Origin of the sequence: Corallococcus sp. CA049B, from assembly GCF_003611685.1 — a bacterium.
Taxonomy (GTDB): domain Bacteria; phylum Myxococcota; class Myxococcia; order Myxococcales; family Myxococcaceae; genus Corallococcus; species Corallococcus coralloides.
In genome coordinates, this window is the sequence record NZ_RAWC01000041.1 from 1 (window position 1) to 19,926 (window position 19,926).

16 protein-coding genes are annotated in these 19,926 nt (G+C 69.1%); 5 read left to right on the plus strand and 11 right to left on the minus strand.

Features of this window, described 5'->3' with window-relative positions; translation table 11 throughout:
* Positions 1-901: D-alanyl-D-alanine carboxypeptidase (locus D7W82_RS12380; RefSeq protein ID WP_233587444.1), on the minus strand; the 901-nt coding region annotated here is incomplete at its 3' end.
* A gap of 190 nt (positions 902-1,091) precedes the next feature.
* Here D7W82_RS12380 and rdgC point away from each other — a divergent pair.
* Positions 1,092-1,742 carry a recombination-associated protein RdgC gene (rdgC, locus tag D7W82_RS12385; protein ID WP_120618538.1) on the plus strand — a complete coding sequence of 217 codons (651 nt, stop codon included), beginning with the start codon at positions 1,092-1,094 and terminating at the stop codon, positions 1,740-1,742.
* Entirely contained in the window at positions 1,729-2,418 is a 690-nt protein-coding gene (locus tag D7W82_RS12390; protein WP_120618539.1) for a hypothetical protein, read from the plus strand. Before rdgC ends, D7W82_RS12390 begins: the two co-directional genes overlap by 14 nt.
* Before the next feature lie 59 nt (positions 2,419-2,477).
* On the opposite strand, the gene D7W82_RS12395 is transcribed toward D7W82_RS12390, so the two are convergent.
* The 3 genes from D7W82_RS12395 to D7W82_RS12405 form a co-directional block, all read right to left on the minus strand.
* A complete protein-coding gene (locus D7W82_RS12395; protein ID WP_120618577.1) occupies positions 2,478-3,239 on the minus strand; it encodes a DUF5953 family protein in 762 nt (253 codons plus the stop codon).
* Entirely contained in the window at positions 3,236-4,159 is a 924-nt protein-coding gene (locus D7W82_RS12400) for a DUF6310 domain-containing protein (RefSeq protein WP_120618578.1), read from the minus strand. Before D7W82_RS12400 ends, D7W82_RS12395 begins: the two co-directional genes overlap by 4 nt.
* 77 nt (positions 4,160-4,236) lie before the next feature.
* On the minus strand, positions 4,237-4,467 hold the full coding sequence (locus D7W82_RS12405) for a hypothetical protein (RefSeq protein WP_120618540.1): 231 nt from the start codon (positions 4,465-4,467) through the stop codon (positions 4,237-4,239).
* 243 nt (positions 4,468-4,710) lie between these two features.
* Between D7W82_RS12405 and D7W82_RS12410 the strand changes: the two genes are divergently transcribed.
* Positions 4,711-6,978 carry a hypothetical protein gene (locus tag D7W82_RS12410; protein WP_120618541.1) on the plus strand — a complete coding sequence of 756 codons (2,268 nt, stop codon included), beginning with the start codon at positions 4,711-4,713 and terminating at the stop codon, positions 6,976-6,978.
* On the opposite strand, the gene D7W82_RS12415 is transcribed toward D7W82_RS12410, so the two are convergent.
* On the minus strand, positions 6,975-7,982 hold the full coding sequence (locus D7W82_RS12415) for a hypothetical protein (RefSeq protein WP_233587445.1): 1,008 nt from the start codon (positions 7,980-7,982) through the stop codon (positions 6,975-6,977). The two genes, D7W82_RS12410 and D7W82_RS12415, sit on opposite strands and share 4 nt — an antisense overlap.
* A 223-nt stretch (positions 7,983-8,205) precedes the next feature.
* Here D7W82_RS12415 and D7W82_RS12420 point away from each other — a divergent pair, with 223 nt between their 5' ends.
* Positions 8,206-9,807, plus strand: a complete 1,602-nt coding sequence (locus D7W82_RS12420; RefSeq protein ID WP_120618543.1) for a LysM peptidoglycan-binding domain-containing protein — start codon at positions 8,206-8,208, stop codon at positions 9,805-9,807.
* Between the two features lie 105 nt (positions 9,808-9,912).
* Here D7W82_RS12420 and D7W82_RS12425 read toward each other — a convergent pair whose 3' ends face one another.
* From D7W82_RS12425 to D7W82_RS12445, 5 genes are all read right to left on the minus strand, one after another.
* On the minus strand, positions 9,913-11,508 hold the full coding sequence (locus tag D7W82_RS12425) for an aromatic amino acid hydroxylase (RefSeq protein WP_120618544.1): 1,596 nt from the start codon (positions 11,506-11,508) through the stop codon (positions 9,913-9,915).
* 93 nt (positions 11,509-11,601) lie between these two features.
* Complete coding sequence (locus D7W82_RS12430; protein WP_120618545.1) at positions 11,602-12,522, minus strand: LysR family transcriptional regulator; 921 nt, start codon at positions 12,520-12,522, stop codon at positions 11,602-11,604.
* Between the two features lie 15 nt (positions 12,523-12,537).
* Positions 12,538-13,359, minus strand: coding sequence for an NAD(P)-dependent oxidoreductase (locus tag D7W82_RS12435; RefSeq protein WP_120618579.1), 822 nt, complete (start codon positions 13,357-13,359; stop codon positions 12,538-12,540).
* Positions 13,360-13,466: 107 nt separating this feature from the next.
* On the minus strand, positions 13,467-15,647 hold the full coding sequence (locus tag D7W82_RS12440; RefSeq protein ID WP_158617643.1) for a kelch repeat-containing protein: 2,181 nt from the start codon (positions 15,645-15,647) through the stop codon (positions 13,467-13,469).
* 327 nt (positions 15,648-15,974) lie between these two features.
* Complete coding sequence (locus tag D7W82_RS12445; RefSeq protein ID WP_120618547.1) at positions 15,975-16,610, minus strand: hypothetical protein; 636 nt, start codon at positions 16,608-16,610, stop codon at positions 15,975-15,977.
* A gap of 163 nt (positions 16,611-16,773) precedes the next feature.
* On the opposite strand from D7W82_RS12445, the gene D7W82_RS12450 reads away from it, so the two are divergent.
* Positions 16,774-19,458 (plus strand): M1 family metallopeptidase, encoded by a 2,685-nt coding sequence (locus D7W82_RS12450; protein ID WP_120618548.1) that lies wholly within the window; start codon positions 16,774-16,776, stop codon positions 19,456-19,458.
* Position 19,459: 1 nt separating this feature from the next.
* On the opposite strand, the gene D7W82_RS12455 is transcribed toward D7W82_RS12450, so the two are convergent.
* Positions 19,460-19,861, minus strand: a complete 402-nt coding sequence (locus tag D7W82_RS12455) for a hypothetical protein (protein ID WP_233587446.1) — start codon at positions 19,859-19,861, stop codon at positions 19,460-19,462.
* Positions 19,862-19,926 lie beyond the last annotated feature (65 nt).

Genomic DNA, 19,926 nt, shown 5'->3' on the forward strand with positions numbered 1-19,926 from the left:
GGGTGGGGGCCTCCAGGGACAGCGGCAGCCGCGTGATGCCATGCCGCGCCAGCGCGTCGTCCACGCACGCGGCGAAGAGGGCCTCCGGCGCGTCCACGGACAGCTTCACCGCGGCGGCCTGGGGGCACGGCCCGCCCGTGGGCGAGCGCCACGTGCAGCGCACTCCGCCGCCTCCGCGCACGCAGGCCAGGTTCGCGCGCTCGGCGTTGACGTCCACGTTCACCACCGCGGACAGCGTGGCGAAGGTGGGCGTCCACTGGACGGAGGGCGCGTCCGCGCAGGTGGCTCCGGGGGCGCGCGCCAGCGCCAGGTCCACCACGTTCTCGCGGAAGACGAAGGGCGTGGGCGCCGCGCTGTAGGCGTAGGCCGCGTCATCCCAGGCCCAGCCCGGGCCCATGCCGCCGTCCAGGCCGTCCGTGCCGGAGATGCGCACGTTGCCGCGCCACTGGTGGATGCCGCGCGCCTGGAAGGCCTCCGCGATGCGGTCGCACGCGAGCGCCGTCTCCGGGAAGCGCCACGAGCCCAGCGACGGGTCCCCGGACGCCTGCGCCACCACGTCGCCCAGGAACAGGCCTCCCGCCTGCGAGCCCTCCAGGAACACCGGCGTGGTGAAGCGGAAGTCCGCTCCCAGCGCGGACAGCACGGCGGACGTGGACACCACCTTCATCGTGGACGCGGGCAACAGCCGCACGTTCTCGCGGTGGGTGAAGAGGGGCTCGCCGGTGCGCGCGTCCACCACGTACGCGCCCGCGAGCGCGCCGTCCGCCTCCAGGGTCTCCAGCAGGGCGTGAGTCACCCCGGGCAGGGTGTCGCGTGGGGCGCCGTCTGGCGTGGCGGCCGTGTGGGTGCAGGCGGACAGGAAGAGGGCAACGACGCTGGCGGGAAGGAGGGCGCGGCGCATGGCGGCGGCCACCGTATGTCGCGTGCCTGGGAGTGTCATGGATTCCCGCCAGCGGGTGGGGCGGAAGAAGTGCACGGTTGGACGGCGCCCGGGCAAACGGCTTCCGGCGAAGGCTATTCCCGGCGCTTCACGTCCAGCCACACCGAGTGCCTTGACGCGGCGACACAGGACCCCCATCCTGCCGCGCCCCATGCCTGTCCTACGTGGTGCAGTGACCTTTTCGCGCTTCCGGACCGAGCCGGCCAAGGATGCGCCGTCCGACGTCAAGCGCTGGATGACCAAGGGACTCAAGTCCCATGCGTTCGAGCCCATCGACCGCCGCTCCGAGGAGGAGCGCGCCGCGGGGTTTGTCGAGTTGGAGAACCCGGAGTCCTCCGAGTTCGCCACCGGCAACCTCTTCTATGGCGAGTACGCCCTCTTCGCCTTCCGCATCGACACGCTGAAGGTGCCCGCGTCGATGATGAAGTCGGAGCTGGACAAGTGGGCCGCCGCCTTCGGCAAGGAGAACGGCCGGCCGCCCGCGCGCGCGGAGAAGAACAAGCAGCGCGCGGAGCTCAAGCAGTTGTTGCGTCAGCGCGCGGTGCCGCGCACCAGCACGCTGGACGTGACGTGGAACCTGAAGACGCACACGGTGCAGGTCTGGGCCGCGTCGCGCAAGACGGTGGATGAGATCTGCGTGGCGCTGGAAGGCGCCCTCGCGGTGAAGGTGATTGGCATCACGCCCGCGTCCATGGCGCAGCGCGCGGGCATCGACGAGAAGGCCCTGGGCCCCACGGCGGAGCTCATTGGCATGGACCTGCCGGCGACGGCTTCGGTGGAGGACACCCATGGCGAGGCGTGAGCAGGCGAGGGAAGAGGCGGCGTTCGCCCGGGGCGATGTCGGCGTGGATGGTGCTGCCACCGAGGAGGAGAAGGACGAAGCCGAAGTCGAAAAGGGCAAGGCGCGCGAACAGCTGCTGCGCGGCCGGGCCTACCTGGGCCGCGAGTTCATGACGTGGCTGTTGTGGCGCTCGGAGTCGGGCGACCCGCTGGTCGAGCACGACGGCGCGGGCGTGGTGGTGCTCTACCTGGGCAAGGTGGTGCTGCGCGGCGTGGCCGGCGACGTCACGGAGATGAGCGCCAAGGGCACGCTGGCGCCGTATTCGGAGAACGTGCGCCACTCGCTGGACCGGGGGCTGCTGGTGTCCCAGGCGCGGCTGCGCATCTCGCACGGCGAGCGCGAGTACGAAGTCACGCTGGATTCCGAGTTCCTGGACATCCGCGCCGCCAAGCTGCCCGCGCTCATGACGGAGGAAGAGGATGATCAGCTCTCCGAGCGTCTGGAGTTGACCGAGCAGCTCTCCGCCATCGTGGACGCGCTGGTGCAGGACTTCCTGGCCGTGCGCGCCGGCCGCGCCTGGAGCAAGCAGGTGGTGCCCGCGCTGAAGGCGTGGATGAAGGGCGAGGAGAAGGGGAGCGACCTGCTCTCCAAGGCCGCCCGCGCCAAGGGCCGTGACGCCCGCGCCGCCCGGGGCTGAGCAGGAGATTGGAGGGAACAGCCGCCCGCGCCCGAGAGGTGACGGGCGGCTGTCCTGTTTCAGGGCAAAGGCGTTGAGCGTGCGCCGATGGCTGGAAAGCGTTCGTAGGTCCGCTTGAGCGCTTCCACGTGCACGGGGTTGTCGTAATCAAGCGGCGTCTCCGTGAGCTGCACGATCCACCCGCCTGACGGAGTGCGACGCGCCCGCGTGAGCAACTCGGCATCGCGAGCAGGATCCGGGAACCCGATGACCTCCGCGGCGGCAGCGGACCAATAGTTCACCCATCCAAGGAAAGAGGGAGTCTCCGGCCTGGGGCTCTTCTCAGGCATGTTGAGCATGGGGAGCCCACGGGGAGATTGCTCAGGTCCGTCCGGTGAGCGGCGGAACTGCTGCGCGACTTCCGAGCCGTAACCATACGGCGACGCGTGCCCCCAGAACGCACGAGCCCCTTCCGCCACGGCCTCAAGCAGAGCCGCCGCTGCTGCGATTACAGGTGCGTCGAGTGGCAGCTTGCCATGAACTTCAAATTGGGCCTGGCCGCCGGGACTGAAGAGCTCGGACCGGTCCCTTCCATTGACCGTCACGGGATAACTCTCGTCCCCGTTGCATATGAGGGGGAATCCTCCATCCTCAATGCTCGCCAAGAGCCATTCGTCGCGCCGTGGCAATGCAATAAGGCGCCCGCCTTCTCCGACTTCCCACTCCAGTCGTATGCTGGGCAACGCCTTCTCCATCCCATTGACGATGGCGACGGGGCGGCTGTCGTCAACCAAGAGCGCAGGCGCGTAGACAATGAGAGTGAGTCTTTTTCGCGTAGTCATCGTTGACACCCTGTGACGACGATAATGAGAGTGGGTTCCAGTTCCTCCAGCGCCGCTTTGTGCGCCTCGGTGCTCACCCCAACGATGAATTCATATCCACAGGCCTTCGCGACCTCTCGCTCCTTTTCTAGCTGATCCAGTTCTTTCTCAATCTCTCTGTCCTGGATGAAATCATTATACGAGTCGAATCGGTGGGTCTTGATCTCCCACAGTTTGCGGACACCGACTTGCAGCGCATCGAAGCGTACACCGCCAACAAGCACATCCATCCCGGGATAACGGTTGGGCGGAAACTTATCGGCACACTCGTTATGCGCACGATCTTCGCCCGCGTGACGCACGGGAACAGGCTCGCAGCTGGCGCGGCCCGTCCTGTCCACGGGCACAGGCGGCACCGGGGGCTGTCTGCCCTGGCCCGCTGGCTCCGGTTCCAGCTTGGGCTTCGGCTTCGCTACAGCATCTCGGGACGCAACCTTCGTCCCTCGTGAGCTCCCTGCTTCCTCGGGGTAGAGATGGCGGAGCTCATAGGCGTCCCATTCTTCCTGGATGGCGACGGCGACGACCACCACGCCCAGGACGATGACGGCTCCCACGGCGATTTCAGGGGCCGCCAGCACGCAGAACCCGAGTCCCAAGGTCGCGGCGTCAGCGGAGGCGACCGTGCATCTTCCCGTGGTGTCACGGAACTCGACGCGAGCATGATCGAGCGCCGGATAGCACCGCTCCACCAGCACGGGCCAAGGCTGGGACGCCTCGCGGACAACGCACCGCCCGTCATCCCTCCAGGGCAGCGCCGCCGCTCGTTGGAGGTTGGCCGCCCTCGTACCGCGGGCCGCTGGCGCACGGGCGCGTGGCTCCGTCGTGGCGCAGGCCGAAAAAATGAGCAGCAGCAAAAGGGCGCCGCATGTCCGGAGACGCATGGCCATCTCTTCGCAACAATTGGAAAGCCTCCGAGTCCTGGGACTCGGAGGCTGATGGGGGCGCTTCCTTCAGGTGTCTACATCGGGTTGGTGCAGCGCCAGACCCCGCAGGAACCCTCACGCGAGCCACAGTCATACTGGCTCGAGCACGGCTTGCAGCTGGCCGAACAGATCATCTGGACAGCGGACGTCTGATTCTCGGTCGTCTCCGCCGTCGAGCCGGGAACCATGGCCAGCGCCGTGCCCGCCATGATGCCGATGATCAGCGCGAATCCAGGAATCGTCTGCTTCAGTCGCGATGCCTTCATGTTTCCTCCGGGGTGGGTGCCATCGGGCCGGAGCATCCCCGCCCGCGCACAGGATGCATTCGAACAGACGCCGAGCAGCGTTCCAAGCTCGGCAGGCGCTCCAGTCTGGAACACCACGCACCGGAATGGAGCGAGCCCCCATGCCAGTCCGGAGCGGTGAGGGGCTGTTCCAGGGCGGAGCGGTGACGGCATGGGGCTCGCAATGACTCGCGGCCGAACCCCACCCCCGCGAGCAGGTGTGCCATGCCGTCCGCCCCCAGCACCGAAGCCATCCAGCGCATCTCCCTGAAGAACCGCGAGTACGCATACATCGAGGACGCCAACCGCGGCGTCGTGCTCATGGAAGTGGGCCCGCGCGTGCTCACGCTGGAAGCGCACCTGACGCTCGTGGCGAAGGAGCGGATGGTGGAGGTGGGCGCCGGCAGCTGGTGCGTGGTGCGCAACCCCGTGGTGCGCGTGGACGGACAGGTGGCGCTGGACGACTTCGGCCAGGCCCGCGTCGCGGTGGGCGACCGAGAGGTCCGCGTGGGCCCGAAAGTCTTTCCGCTGTACCCGGGCGAAGAGCTGGAGGGCGACATCGTCCCGGAATACGTCCTGGGCGTGTCCGAAGCGCTGCGGCTTCGCGCGCTCACCGCCTTCACGGACACCCACGTCCCGGACGCGCCCCGACGCCGCGAGGCAGGTGACGAGTGGCTGGTGCGCGGCCCCGGCCGCTACGTGCCCGGCGAGTCCGTCACCGTCGTGTCACTGGAGAAGGCCCGCGTCCTCAAGGAGACCGAATACTGCGTCATCCTCAATCCCGTGGACCGCGCCACTGGCCGAGTCCAGGAAGGCCGCCGCAAGGTCGTCTCCGGTCCGGATGTCTTCTTCCTCGAACCCGGTGAGGCGCTGGAAGGGGACGTGCGCCGCAAGCACGTCCTGTCGGAGCTCCAGGGGCTGAAGCTCCAGGCGCTGGATGACCTCTCCGAGAACGAGGGCGGCGAGCCTCGCGCGCGCAAGGCCGGTGACACGTGGATCGTCCGGGGCCCTCGCACCTACGTTCCCAGCGAGAAGGTCCTCATCCACCGTGAGATTGCAGCGCTGTCACTGGGGCAGGGGGAAGGCCTGTACGTGCGCGACCTGCGCTCGGGCAAGGTGTCGCTCGTCCAGGGCCCGTGCCAGTTCATGCCGGAGGCGCACCAGGAGCTGCACGAGAAGCGCCTGTCCCCGGACGCGGAGGCCCTGCTGGGCCTCACGCCTCCGCTGCCGCCCGCGGAGGCGAAGGACGCCCGCGCTCCTCGCCCCATGATCGCGACGGAGAAGGGGGACCGCACGCGCGCCATCGTGCTGCGCATCGAGGACAACACGGCGGTCCTCATCAACGACTTCGAGACCAACCACGCGCGCGTGGAGTTCGGCCCCGCGAAGGTGATGTTGCGCCCGTACGAGGACGTCACCGTCCTGGACCTGTCCGGCAGCACGCCCAAGCGCCCGCGTCAGCTCAAGGTGCTGATGCTGCGGCTGGGGCCGGACTTCGCCACGGACCTGTTCGAGGTGGCCACGCGCGACCACGCGCGGCTGCGCATCAAGCTTTCCTACAAGTGGCAGTTCGACGTGCAGGGCGACCCGGAGAAGGACAAGGCCATCTTCCGGGTGAACGACTTCATCGGGTACGTGTGTGAGAACCTCGCGTCGCGCATCCGCCAGGTCGCCGCGGAGAACGAGTTCGAGACCTTCCACAAGAACGCCAGCGTGCTCATCCGCCGCGCCATCTTCGGCATGGATGACGCGGGCCGCGCGCGCAAGGACCGCCTCTTCTCCGAGAACCTGCTGCGCATCATCGACATCGACATCAAGGACATCGCCCCCGTCGATGAGAAGACAGCCCTGAAGCTGCGCGAGGCCATCGACACCAACATCCAGATCCAGCTGGACGCCTCACGCCAGGAGGCCCAGGCCGCCGCGGAGCTCAAGCGCATCCGCAGCGAGGAGGAGAAGCAGCTCGCGGACATCGCCAGCCACCGCAAGTCAGAGGCGGAGCGCCAATCCCTCATCGAACTGCAGAACCGCAACCACCAGCTGGAGACGCTCAGCCGCGCCAAGGTGGAGGCCGAGGCCCAGCTGGAGCGCGCCCGCGTGGAGAGCGAAGAGGCGCTGGCCCGCGCCGAGTCCGACGCTCGCGCCTCGCGCATCCGCTCCGAGGCGGAGGCCGAGCGCGAACGGCTCACCACCCAGGTGGCCCTGGAGCGCCAGCAGCGCCTCAACGACCTGGAGGTGGAGCGCCAGTCGCGCCTCGCGGAAGTGGAGGCCAGCCAGTTCCGCCAGCGCGTGGAGTCCCTGGGCGGCGGAGAGAACTTCGTGAAGGCCGTGGCCGCGCAGGCCCAGGCCGCCGTCGTCGGAGGCCTGGACAAGGTCGTCTTCCTCCCCAGCGGCTCCAACCTCAACCTCTTCGACGCCATGCAGGGGCTCCTGGGCCCCGGCGGACAACCCCGCCTGTCCGCCCCCCACGCGCCGAAGCCGGCGGACGTTTAGCGCTCGTACTCGTCGCACCCCGTCTCCTGCTTGGACGGGAAGGCGGACTTCTTCTCCTGGCGCACGTAGTCGTGGCTCTGGGAGAAGAGGTCCGGGCTGTTCACGGACACGGTGCCCTTCGCGGCGTCGGCCGTCTTCCACTGGAGCGCCTCCGGCTTGCCGTCCGCGGACGTGAGCCCCAGCACCCAGGCCCCGGCGCCCTTGCCGGGCTCCACGGACGTCACCTTCAGCGTCGTGGCCTCCTGGCCCAGCTGCACCTCCACCTCGCCCGTCGCGGGCTTGACGGTGAAGCTGCGCGTCGCGGCCGAGCAGGGCTTGAGCACCACGAAGCCCTTGCCCTGCCGCGTCAGCTCCACCCACGTCCCCGCGAAGGGCTGGAGCTTGTCCGCGGCCACGGGGGCCTTCACGGCGGCCTTGGGCGCGGACTCCGCCGCACAGTCCAGGTCCTCGCGCTTGAGCAGCCCCGCCGTGGCCTTCTGGGGCCCCTGGAAGCGCGCCGCGAGGAAGTCCGGCTCCACCGGGTCGACGTAGGCCTCCACCGCGTCGCCGGACACCACGAACGCCTTGCGCGGCGTGTTGGCCGCGTCCGACGCGTGGAAGCCCGCCTTGGACACCTTCACCTTGCAGATGCCCAGCGGCCTGGCCGTGCTCCGGGCGAAGGTGTCCTTGCCCGGGTAGCCGGCTCCGCAACAGGACGGTGACGGACCGGACTCCAGCACGAACTGCTTGGGATTGACGCGCAGCGTCCAGGCGTCCTCCTCGCCGGCCTGCTGAAGTGACCAATTCGTCGCGGTCTTCTTCTGGACGACCAGGGCGCAATCGCACGTGCCCGCGCTCTCGCCCTGCGGGAACGAACCGGAGAAGTGCACCAGCGTCTCGTTGCTGCCCTCGACGATGGCCAGCGTCCCGCCCTTGTTCGAATAGACCCCCGTGAGTCCCTCGGGCCCCTGGGCCGAGGCCTCCGGGACCGCGCTCGTGACGCAAATGGCAAACAGTAATGCCACACTTTTGAAATCCGGTTGGATCCTGGACATCCGACTGGGCCTCCTGGGCAGGTTCTTCAGTCTCAGCGGATCCATCCGTTGAAACTGAAGTTGCCGGAATCACTGGTTTAACGGGATTGTGACTGGGAATGCGAAACTGATCGCATTGCCTTCCGATAATCGCTGCAATCCAAGCACGTCCGCGGCGCGTCTGTTCGCGGCCTGACATAGAGGGGTCTTCTCCGTGACCGTCTCCAATATCCGCATCAAGTCGGGTGACACGCTTACCGGGCTCGCGAAGCGCTACAACACGACCGTCGACGCGCTGGCCAAGGCGAACAACATCAAGGATCCGAACAAGATCCAGGCCGGCAAGACGCTGAAGGTGCAGGACGGCTTCGACACGAAGGGCACCACGAAGTCGAGCGCGGGGACGAAGACGTCGGGTGACAGCTTCACGCAGGCCACCGACGGCGCGAAGGCGACGACGCCCGCGACGAACACGTCCTCCAGCAGCGCGGCCAGCGGGGAGCTGGGCGGGCTGAGCCGCAAGTACGAGGCGCGCGGCCCCGGCACCGTGTCCACGGGCAAGGGTGACAAGGGCGGCGTGTCCTACGGCTCCTACCAGTTCGCCTCCGCGAACGGGTCCGCGCAGTCGTTCGTCAACTCGCTGAAGAAGACGCACCCGGAGTTCCACCAGGCGCTGTCGGGCAGCAAGCCGGGCTCCGCGCAGTTCTCCGCCGCGTGGAAGCAGCTGGCGGCGAAGGACCCGAAGGGCTTCGACAAGGCGCAGCACGACTACATCAAGGCCACGCACTACGACAAGGGCGCCGCCAACATCAAGAGTGCGACGGGCATCGACCTGGACAAGCGCTCCGCGGCGCTGCGGGACGTGGCCTGGTCCACCTCCGTGCAGCACGGCCCGGGCAAGGCGGATGACATCTTCAAGAAGGCGCTGGCCGGGCGCGACCCCTCGAAGGTGAGCGACGAGCAGCTCATCAAGGACATCTACGCCGAGCGCGGCCGCACCAACGGCAACGGCACCCTGGTGCACTTCTCCGGCAGCTCCAAGGACGTGCAGAAGGGCGTGGCCAACCGCTTCAAGTCGGAGGCGAAGGACGCGCTCGCGATGCTGAAGCAGGAGAAGTCGGGCGCCACGACGAAGCCGGCCAACACCAACACGGGCGTGGTCCCCCCGTCCGTGAGCGGCGACTCGAAGCCGGGCCGCACGGAAGGCCAGGGCACGAACACGTCCAAGCCCACCACGGAGGCGGCCCCCGCGAACACGGAGCAGGTGGCCCCGTCCAAGGACAAGCCGGCGGTGCACGTGAAGGTGCCGTACTACAGCCAGTTCGAGAACGGCCACGGCTACACCGCGAGCGACACGGCGTGCTTCAAGGCCGCGACGGCCATGTCGCGCGACGCGGGCGCGACCGTGCTGGGCCCCGACCGCCGCATCCAGGTGGGCACCAGCGAGAACGGCGTCGGCGCGCTGAAGGTGGACTCGAAGAAGGCCGCCGAGGGCCGCAACTACATCGACAAGCAGCTGGAGGCCGGCAAGCCGGTGGTCGTGGGCGTGAGCCACAAGGACGCGAGCTACAACGCGGACGGCCTCACGGACCACTTCGTGACCATCACGGGCCGCGGCGTCGACGAGAAGGGCCGCACCTACTACACGTTCCACGACCCGGGCACGAAGAACGCCAGCACGGGCAAGGACACGAACCCGAACAACCGCTTCTACGTGGATGACAAGACCGGGAACATGTACCGCCCCGGCAAGGCCGCGAACGGCTACGTGACGGAGCGCCACTACGACGTGGCCATGGTGCGCCGCAACGCGTAGTCCCTGGCGCAAGGCAGCCCTCCGGAAGTGCTTCGGCCCGGCGACCTCGTGAGGAGGTCGACCGGGCCGTTGCACGTCATCCGTCTGTGATTCGAAGCGACGGCCCTACGCGTGCGCCGCCTCGCGCCGCGCGGGCACCTCGCCGCGCAGCTCCGCGACCTCGGCGCGCAGGAGCCAGTCGGACGGGAAGTCCGTGCTCGCCCGGGCGATCTGCTCCAGCCGCTCGGGGGCCAGCTGCCCCGCCTCGCGGATGCGGCGCACCTCCGTGTAGAGGGCGGCCAGCGACGGGGGCAGGGCCTGCGCCTTGCGCTCGCGCGCCTGGGCCTCGCCGTCGCCCGCGGTGAAGGCGTCCAGCTCCCCGAACCACTCGTCCCACGTGCCCGGGTCGGCGGGGCCGCCCGCCACGGACGGCAGCCGCTCCGTCAGGTACAGGCGCGCCATGGACGGCAGCGTCAGCTCCTGGCCGGCCAGCGTGCCGCGCAGGGCAATCACCTCGCCGCCGCCCACCGCGAAGCCCTCCAGCACCAGCCCGCTGTCGAGCGTGAGCTGGAAGCTCCCGCGCTCCGGCAGGGTGCCCTGGCCAAAGGCGACCAGCGCCGCGCCGCTGAACGGCTTGTCCACGGCGTGCCCGTTCACGGACGTGAGGATGGGGCCCTCCAGCCGGGCCAGCGCGGTGGACAGGCCCGGGGCCACGTCCTTCGCGGCGGGCAGCAGCTCCACGACCTTGCCCGTCACCTCGCGGCCGTCCGCGAGCACCAGGTGGTTGACCGTGCGCGCGCGCAGCGCCTCGTTCAGGCCGTGGTCCCCGCCGCGCTTCCACGCGAGCGTGGACTCGAACTCCGCCAGGACTTCGAAGAGGTGTTCAAAGTCGCGCGCCACGAAGAGCTGCGGCTGCATGCGGGTGATGTCGTAGTCCGTGTCCGCGCACGCCACGCCCAGGGGCAGCTTGTGCACGGCGGACGTCAGGCAGTGCCGGGCCTCGCCGATGCTGGACAGCAGGCCCGCGCCGTAGATGCGCGGGTGCTTCAGGTCGCCAATCAGCCCGTACTCCGCGGTCCACCAGTACAGGCGGCTCGCGCGGGTGCTCTCGCTGATGTAGCGGTGACTGGCGTTCGCGGCCTCCAGGCGGGCCTGGGCGTGGGCGATCTCTTCTTCCGTCGCGGTGGGGTCCTCCTTCACCACGGAGAGGTTGCGGATGGCCTCGAAGACGGCCTGGTCCTCCACGCTGGCGATGGCCTTGAAGCCCACCAGCCCCACGGCCTTGAGGTACTGGGCATACCGCGCGTTGGCGATGATGGGCGCGTGGCCCGCGCTCTCATGGACGATGTCCGGCGCGGGCGTGTACTGGATGTGCTCGTGCGTGCGGATGTCCGCCGCGATGGCCAGCACGCCCAGCGCCTGTAGCTCCGTGAAGACGGCCGGCGGGATGAAGCCGCGCACCGCCACGCAGGCCCAGCCCAGCTTGGACAGCTTCTCGTTCATCTCGTCCAGGCTGGGGATGGCCTCCGCGCCAATACCCGTGGCCTCCAGGCCCTCCAGGTAGACGGGGTGCGCCTTGTCGCTCAGGTGCTCGCGCAGCTGCCCCAGGATGTGCCGCCACACCGCCTGATCCCGGGGCGTGTACGCCGCGTAGTCCTGGCTCACCACGTAGCGGCGCAGGTGGGCGGGAAGGCGGGCAATGGTCCGTTCCGTGGGCGTCATCGCGGGCGGCTCCTTCTGGAGAAACAGGACTCCTGAAGAATACGCATGACGCTGCAAGACGGAAATCCGGCAGAATTCGACGTCTTCGTCGGATTATCGCCGTTTCCCCAGGCGACGACGCACCCCGTCGAGGATGGCCTGGACGGCGGGGCTGAGGCCGCCGGAGGGCCACACGGCCACGACCTCCACCACCTGGGGCTCCCGTTCGCGCAGGGGCCAGACGTGGAGGTCCGCCGGGAAGGGCTGGGTGGGGCGCACGTCCGGGGCGATGGTGCAGGCCTTGTAGGCGCGCAGCAGCTCGTAGAGGTGGAGGAAGCTCTCCACCCGGCCGACCTCGGTGACGGAGACGCCGTGCGCGGCGAAGCGCGCGCTGTTGGCGCCGCCGTAGGGGTCGTCCCGCAGCCAGTCCACGAAGCGCTGACCCTGGAGATCCTTCACGTCCAGGGAGCGGCGGGAGGCGTGCGTCCGGGCGAGCGCGGAGTCAGGGCCCGCGATGACGACGAAGGACATGCGCAGCAGGGACTCGGTGTCCACGCCCTCGTGTGGGGGCAGGGGGGTGAAGTCGAGCGCCAGGTCCTGCTGCCGCGTCTGCACCTGCCGCATGAGCTCGTGCGAGCCGCCGAAGCCCACCACCAGCTTGAGGTCGGCGGCGGCGGCGTCCTGCGCGATGCCGCCCAACAGCGACATGGACAGCGTGGGGTTGAGGCCCAGGCGCAGGGTGGGCTCCACGCGGGCCAGGTCCATCAGCCGCTTCACGTCCAGCTGGTGCAGCGGCGTCTGGGTGCCCGCGTAGAGGCGCTCGCCGCGCGCGGACAGTTGCAGGCGCCGGCCCGGCCCCCGCTCCAGCAGGGCGGCGCCATCCGCGAGCGCCTCCTCCAGGGCGCGGATGTGCTCGCTCACGACGGAGCGGGCGACGCCCAGGTGCTCCGCGGCGGCGTCGATGCTGCCGGCCTCCACGGCGGCGGTGAAGGACTCGAGCCAGACCAGGTGCCGCTGGAGCTTGCGCGGGGGCATGGGGCCTGAGGCGCGCTAGAGGAAGAAGTCGGGCAGGAGCTCCGCGCCGGGGACGGACTGGTACTTGTCCAGGTCGGTGATGCCGGCGGCGCGCAGCACCTCATCGTCGATGCAGAAGTTGCCGGTGAAGGAGCGGCTGGGCTTGGTGAGGATGGTGTACGCGGCGTCCGCCATGATCTCCGGCTTGCGGCTGCCCTTGATGGTGTCGTCACCGCCCAGCAGGTTCTGCACGGCGGCGGTGGCGATGACGGTGCGGGGCCACAGCGTGTTGACGGCGATGCCGTCGTCCTTCAGCTCCTCCGCCATGCCTAGCGCGCACAGGCTCATGCCGTACTTCGCGATGGTGTAGGCCACGTGCGGGCCGAACCAGCGCGGCTCCATGTTGAGCGGCGGCGAGTTGTTGAGGATGTGCGGGTTGGAGGACTTCTTGAGGTACGGGATGCACGCCTGCGAGCACGCGAAGGTGCCGCGCGTGTTGATGCCGTGCATCAGGTCGAAGCGCTTGAGCGGCGTGTCCAGCGTGCCGGTGAGGCTGATGGCGCTGGCGTTGTTCACCAGGATGTCAATGCCGCCGAAGGTCTCCACGGCCTTGGCGACGGCGGCGTGGATCTGCGCCTCGTCGCGGATGTCCACCACGCACGGGAGGGCCTTGCCGCCGGCCTCTTCAATCTCCTTCGCCGCCGTGTAGATGGTGCCGGGCAGCTTGGGGTGCGGGTCCGTGGTCTTCGCCGCGATGACGATGTTGGCGCCGTCACGGGCCGCGCGCAGCGCGATGGCCTTGCCGATGCCGCGGCTGGCGCCGGTGATGAAGAGGGTCTTGCCTTGGAGGTTGGACATGGGCCGCATCCTCGCTCAATCGCGCGGCGCCGCAATGCCCGGAGCGGCCGGACCCGGCTGGGACCGGCCGCTCGTCGACAGAGCTTCAGCGGAGTTTCAGGTGGGCTTCAGGGGCTCGCGGGCGTGTAGACGAGCACGGCGCTGACGCTCCCAGGGGTGTCCCGGTCCCAACCGCCGATGAAGAGCACCTTGCCGTTGGGCAGCACGGTGGCGGCCATGGAGTAGCGGTTGGACGCCATGCTGGTGGAGAACGCGGAAGTGCCCGTCGCCAGGTCGAAGACCTCCGTCGTCAGGCCCAACGTGGAATTTCCGCCCGCGAGCAGCAGCTTGCCGGAGTTCAGCTGGACCAGGGAGGAGTTGGCACGCTCGTAGGTGAAGTGGCCCAGCGTGGCCTGGACGTTGAGCACCGGGTCGTACGTCGCGACCAACGTCCCGTCCACCAGGACGACCTTGCCAGACTGCTGGAGGAATGCGTCCGTGAAGGTCCGCGTCGTCAGGCCGGTGGCGATGCTCCAGGTATTGTTGGACGGATCGTAGATCTCCGCCGGCAGGCTACCGCCCAGGACGAGCACCTTTCCCGAGGGCAGCAGCACCGCGCGGTGGCTCGACCGGGGGTGAGTCGGGCTCGCGACCGGTACCCAGCTGTTCGTGGCGGGGTCGTAGAGCTCCACGACGCGGTTGCTGACGCTGTCACCGGAATTGATGCCGCCGACGGCCAGGACCTTGCCGTTAAGCAGCAGGGTCGTGGTGTGGGCTCCGCGCGCGTAGGCCATCTGCGGGCCCGCCGTCCAGGTGTTGGTCGCGGGATCGTAGAACTCCACGGCGCGCAGCGGGGTGGTGGCCGAGTACGACGCGAAGCCGCCCGTGACCATGACCTTACCGGAGGGCAGCAGCGTCACCGCGGGGTTGTAGTGCGAGGTGCCCAGCGTTCCAGCGGAAGACCAGGTGGCCGTCGCGGGATCGTAGAGCTCCGCGGTGCCCAGGATGGGGTTGGAGCTCACCGTCCCGCCGAAGACGAGGATCTTCCCGGAGGGCAGGGCGATGAGGCTCGCGCCAAAGCGGCGCTGCGTCAGGCTGGCCGTCAAGTCCCACCGCGCGACCGTCGTGGGCGGCGTGCACGCGGGGGCGTTCTGCACCGCCACGGTGAAGGCCTGGGACGCGGAGAAGCCCTGCGCGTTGGTGACGGTGGCGGTGACGGTCGCGTTCCCGCCCGTGGGCGCGCAGGTGGGGGCCTTCCAGGAAATCTCGCTGGAGGTGAAACCCGACACGGGCGTCGCCAGCGTGCCCGTGCTCGAGGCCCAGTTGAAGGTGAGGGCGCCACCGTTGCCGTCCTCCGCGAGGACGCGGAACGTCACGGTGCTGTCGCCCACCACGGACGCGCTGCTCTGGTGCGCGAGGACGATGCGCGGGGGGACGTTGGCGCTCGCGCCGTCGCCCACGCAGATGCGCAGGGTGCCTTGCGTCTGTCCGCCCTTCGGGTCCTTCACGGTGACGGTGAGCGCGCAGTTGCCGCACGAGTCGCCAGCGGGCACGGCGGTCGGGGTGAAGGAGGCGATGCTGGAGGTGTCATCCGCCCAGGTGCCCGCGCAGGACGCGGCCCACTGGTAGGTCAGCGCGTCGCCGTCCGGATCCGTCACGTCCGCGGTGACGGTGGTGCTCTGGCCCACGGGCACGGGGGACCGGGACGCGGTGACGCGGGTGACGGCGGGGGAGATGTTGAACGTGACGGACACCTCCGCGGTGCCGGCCGTGGTGCCGCCGTCCTTGGAGATGACCGTGATGTCGATGCGGATGGTCGCCGTGGCGCCGCGCGAGTCGGTGACCGTCAGCGTCAGCGCGTACACGCCCGGGGTCGCGGGGGCCGTCCAGGTCGTCGACGTGAGCGTGGGCGAACCGAAGGTGCCCTCCGCCGCCGTCCAGGCGTACGTGAGGGTGTCGGACGCGTCCGGATCATGCGCCGTGGCCTGGAGGGAGAGGGTGCCCCCGGGGAGGACGGCGCTCGCGGACGCCACGAGCGAGTCGATGCACGGGGCCGAGTTGTCGAACGGGCCCGGGACATCCAGCGCCTGGAGGGTGATGGCCACGATGGAGGTGGCGCCCGCGGTGATGGTGACGTCCGAGGCCACGCCCCGGTAGCGCAGGGCGCCGTCCGCGGCGAAGGCCTCCGCGGTGAAGGTGCGCTGGGTGCCGGCGGGCACCTGGTACATGGTGCCGCTCCAGCCCTCCGTGCCCTTCGTGAGCACGGTGGTGGCGGAAGGCACGCCGGACGCCGTCAGCGTGACGGTCACGCGGGTGATCTCATCGCCCGCGAGCGCCTGGGGAACCGCGCTGACGAACCGGACGTTGCCGGTCTCCCGCTCCGGTTCGCCACCCGTGTCGCAGGCCGTGACAGAAATGACAGCGCTGATTAATGCGTAAAACAAAACCCGAGACAGAGTGGCTTGTCGGCGCATCGCACCTTCCTGGGGCAGTGAGAGGAAAGGGCGATCTATCAGGTTGAAAACATGAAGACAGACGTGTTGTGAGATTTTGGGGTGTCTGTCCAAACCCGATCGGGGTCTATGACTACCCCACGGAGGGGAGCCGCGTGGGCTCCCCTCGTCCAGGCGGGGTTGCTACCAGGTGATGCAGGTGACGGTTTCGAGCAGGGTCACGTTGGCGTTGCCGGTGGTGTTCCAGTTGCCCACGCCGTTCGTGCCCACGATGTACGTATAGGCGGAGCCGCGGATGGCGGTGGTGAAGCTGCGCACGTTGACGTGGCCCAGGTCCTGGCAGAAGCGGCGGGCGGTATCCACCGGCGTGCTGAAGTTGCCGGACGGGTAGTTGGGCTGGATGGTGCCGATCTGGTAGCCGTTGACCTTCGGCGTCGTGTACGTGACGTCCGCGGGGGAGGGGGACGTGGAGGTGACGCAGGTGATGCTCTCCAGCATGGTCACGTTGGAGTTGCCGGTGGTGTTCCAGGGGCCCACGCCATTCGTGCCAACGATGTACGTGTACGAGGCGCTCCGGATGGCGGTGGTGAAGCCTTGCGCGCCGGTGTGGCCCTGATCCTGACAGAAGCGGCGGGCGGTGTCCGCGGCGCTGCTGAAGTTCCCGGTGGGCTGGCTGGGGAGGACGGTTCCAATCTGAAAGCCATTGACCGTGGGCACCACGTAGGTCTGGTAGGTGTCAGCGCTGGCCGGCGACGCGAAGCCCACGACGAAAAGCAGGGACACGAAGAGGGAGGGGAGACCGCTGTTGCGACGAGACATGTTCTTCCTCGGTTTGTAGCTGAAGCGGGGGGATCTGGACCGTAGCGGCTCGCTGGGTTGAACGCACTGATTCACGGACCTGGAGACATCTCGAGACTGCTGTGAGTGCGGGTCGAGCCATAGGCCCGGTGCGCGACTTGCGCATGGTCTACGCTGCGCCCCCATGCGACTGCTTCCACTCCTGGTGCTGGTGGTGTTGACCGTCCGCTGTGCGCACGCGCCAGAGGCCGCGCCAGCGGCTTCCGCGCCGCCCGCTGTTTCGTGGCCGGAGGCCCTGCCTCCCGCGCTGCGGCTGCCGGACACCGTGCGGCCCGTGCACTACGCGCTGGACCTGAAGCTCGTGCCCTCGGAGGACACGTATCCGGGCAGCGTCACCATCGACGTGGAGGTCCGCGCGCCCGTGCGCCAGGTGTGGCTGCATGCGCAGGACCTGGAGGTGACACGGGCTCGCGTCACCGTGGCGGGCCGCACGTTCGACGCGAAGCCTGTCACCGCGCCGGAAGGACGTCTGGGATTGCTGCTGCCGGAGGAGTTGCCGGCAGGCAAGGCCCAGCTCCTGCTCGACTTCACCGGCAAGGTGGACCGCGAGCGCAGCCAGGGCCTCTATGGGGTGGACGAGGGCGGTGATCCCTACCTCTACACGTTCTTCGAGCCCATCGACGCGCGCCGCGCCTTCCCGTGCTTCGACGAGCCGACCTTCAAGGTGCCGTGGCGCCTGCGCTTCACCGTGAAGGCCGGGCACGTGGCGCTGGCCAACCATCCCATCGTGTCGCGCGAGCCCCTGTCGGACGGCTTGGAGCGCGTCACCTTCGCGGAGAGCAAGCCGATGCCCAGCTACCTCGTGGCCTTCATGGTGGGGCCGTTCGACGTGGTGGAGGCCGGCGCCGTGGGCCGCACGAACGTGCCGCTGCGCTTCATCGTCCCCAAGGGCCGGGGCGCGGAGACGCGCTACGCCGCGAGCATCACGCCTCGCATCGTGAAGGGCCTGGAGGACTTCTTCGACCAGCCGTATCCGTACGAGAAGCTCGATGTCGCGGTCGTGCCCCGGTACTGGGGCACCATGGAGCACCCGGGCCTCGTCGCGCTCGGGCAGCCGCTCACGCTCATCCCGCCCGGTGAGGAGACGCTGGCCCGCCGCAAGTCCTACGCGGTCATCGCCAACCATGAGCTGGGCCACTACTGGTTCGGTGACGTCGTCACCTGCTCCTGGTGGAACGACATCTGGCTGAACGAGTCCTTCACCGCGTGGCTGGACCGTCAGACCGTGGACCGGCTGGAGCCGTCCTGGGATTACCAGCAGGAGCGCGCCATGTTCGCGACCCGCTCCGCGCTGGCGTCGGATGAGCTGGCGTCGGCGCTGCCCGTGCGCAAGCCGGTGGAGAGCAATGATGACATCGTCGGCTCGTTCGACAACGGGACGACGTATGACAAGGGCTCGTCCGTCATCGCCATGTACGAGGCCTGGCTGGGACCGGAGCGCTTCCGCGACTTCCTCCGGGGCTATGTCCGCAAGCACGAGTGGAAGGTCGCGACGATGGAGGACCTCCTCGCGGACCTGTCCCAGGCGGCGGGGCCGGAGGTGGCGCGGTCCTTCGGCGGGTTCATCGAGCGGACCGGAGCGCCCCGGATCACCGCGCAGCTGTCGTGCCCGGCGGGCGGCGCTCCGTCCGTGAAGCTGTCCCAGGAGCGTTACCTGCCCGTGGGCTCCAAGGCGGACGCGCGGCAGGAATGGCAGGTGCCCGTGTGTCTTCGCGTGGGCACGGGCACGCAGTCGTCGCGGGTGTGCTCGATGTTGCAGGGACCGTCCGCGGAGGTCGCGTTGCCCACGAAGCAGTGCCCGGCGTGGGTGCTGCTCAACGCGGGCGGCACGGGTTACTACCGCGGCGGTTACACCCGCGAGCAGTTGACGAAGCTGCTCGCGACTCCGGTCGCCGCCTTCACTCCTGCGGAGCAGGTGTCGCTCTGGGCGGATGTGGATGCGGCGGTGACTCGGGGCGACCTGCCGCTGGGGGAGGCGCTGAAGGCGGTGCCTGCCTCCGCGAAATCGCCGAACCGGCTCGTGGTACAGAGCGCCGCCTCGCTGCTGGAGCTCGTGCGCCTGGATCAGCTCACGCCCGAGGAGCGCCAGCGCTTCCGCGCGTGGGTGGCCTCGCTCTACTCGGCGCGCGCACATGCCATGGGCTGGGTGCCGAAGCCGGGCGAGGACGACTCCGTGAAGGACTCACGCTCCCTGTTCCTCCGGCTGGCCGGCGGTCTGGGCGATGACCCCCGGCTGGTGAAGGAGTCGCTGCCCCTGGTGCGGGCCTGGCTGGCGGACCGGAAGTCGGTGGATCCAGAGGCATTCGGTGCCGCGCTGCCCCGAGCGGCGACGCACGGTGATGCGGCGCTGTTCAACGCGCTGCTGGAGGCGGCGAAGAAGGAGCCGGACCGCACCGAGCGGTCCCGGCTGCTGACGTCGCTGGCGTACTTCCGGAACCCGGACCTGCTGTGGCGGGCGCTGGGGCTGGTGGTGTCGCCGGACTTCGACGTGCGGGACTCGCAGGTCATCCTCCGGATGGCGTTGATGTCACCGGAGTCGCAGTCGCTGGCGTGGAACTTCTACCAGACGCACTTCGATGCGCTGACGCAGCGGCTGCGCTCGGATGAGCTGGGCCGGCTGATTGGCCAGACGGGGAGCCTCTGCGATGACCTCCACCTGGCGCAGGTGGAGACGTTCCTCACGCCCCGCGTGGACAAGGTCGAAGGCGGTCCGCGCGCGCTGACCCGGGCCCTGGAGTCCATCCGGCTGTGCATCGAGTCCCAGAAGCTCCAGTCCCCGAGCGTCAAGGCGTTCCTCCGCGCCCGGTGACTCACGGCCCGTAGGGACACATCTTCAGCATCTGCGCGATGGGGGGGCGGCAGAGCTCCAGGAGCTGTGTCTCGTCCAGGAACGAGGAGTTCCGCGCCTTGAGGAAGCAGGACGCGGGATCATCCGAGGGCGTGGCGTACTGGCAGAGCTGGAGCGCCTGCGGGTCGGCGAGGAAGCCCTTCTCCTGCACCCGGAGGAAGCACCGTGCCGGGGAGTCGGAACGGGCACCCTGGCAGAGCTGCGCCGCGATGCTCTCGCTCACCGAGCTGCCCTGGCGCGCCGCTTCGAAGCAGGAGTATTGCGACGAACCCTCGGGAGGGCCTTCCAGTTGCCCCGCCGCTGGAAGCCCGAGCAGCGCGGCAGCCAGCCCCCAGCAACGTCTCCATTGGCCTCGCTTCATCATTCACCTCCCACGGAAGGTGGGGGAGTCATGGCCCGCATGGGAGGGACGGGCGGGAAGACAGCCGC

What these genes read in the sequence shown, in the direction of transcription:
- D7W82_RS12430 (WP_120618545.1), bottom strand. Translation starts at nt 12,522, where the DNA reads ATGCCCCCGCGCAAGCTCCAGCGGCACCTGGTCTGGCTCGAGTCCTTC.
- D7W82_RS12425 (WP_120618544.1), bottom strand. Translation starts at nt 11,508, where the DNA reads ATGACGCCCACGGAACGGACCATTGCCCGCCTTCCCGCCCACCTGCGC.
- D7W82_RS12450 (WP_120618548.1), top strand. Translation starts at nt 16,774, where the DNA reads ATGCGACTGCTTCCACTCCTGGTGCTGGTGGTGTTGACCGTCCGCTGT.
- D7W82_RS12455 (WP_233587446.1), bottom strand. Translation starts at nt 19,861, where the DNA reads ATGATGAAGCGAGGCCAATGGAGACGTTGCTGGGGGCTGGCTGCCGCG.
- D7W82_RS12390 (WP_120618539.1), top strand. Translation starts at nt 1,729, where the DNA reads ATGGCGAGGCGTGAGCAGGCGAGGGAAGAGGCGGCGTTCGCCCGGGGC.
- D7W82_RS12435 (WP_120618579.1), bottom strand. Translation starts at nt 13,359, where the DNA reads ATGTCCAACCTCCAAGGCAAGACCCTCTTCATCACCGGCGCCAGCCGC.
- D7W82_RS12445 (WP_120618547.1), bottom strand. Translation starts at nt 16,610, where the DNA reads ATGTCTCGTCGCAACAGCGGTCTCCCCTCCCTCTTCGTGTCCCTGCTT.
- rdgC (WP_120618538.1), top strand. Translation starts at nt 1,092, where the DNA reads ATGCCTGTCCTACGTGGTGCAGTGACCTTTTCGCGCTTCCGGACCGAG.
- D7W82_RS12400 (WP_120618578.1), bottom strand. Translation starts at nt 4,159, where the DNA reads ATGCGTCTCCGGACATGCGGCGCCCTTTTGCTGCTGCTCATTTTTTCG.
- D7W82_RS12405 (WP_120618540.1), bottom strand. Translation starts at nt 4,467, where the DNA reads ATGAAGGCATCGCGACTGAAGCAGACGATTCCTGGATTCGCGCTGATC.
- D7W82_RS12395 (WP_120618577.1), bottom strand. Translation starts at nt 3,239, where the DNA reads ATGACTACGCGAAAAAGACTCACTCTCATTGTCTACGCGCCTGCGCTC.
- D7W82_RS12410 (WP_120618541.1), top strand. Translation starts at nt 4,711, where the DNA reads ATGCCGTCCGCCCCCAGCACCGAAGCCATCCAGCGCATCTCCCTGAAG.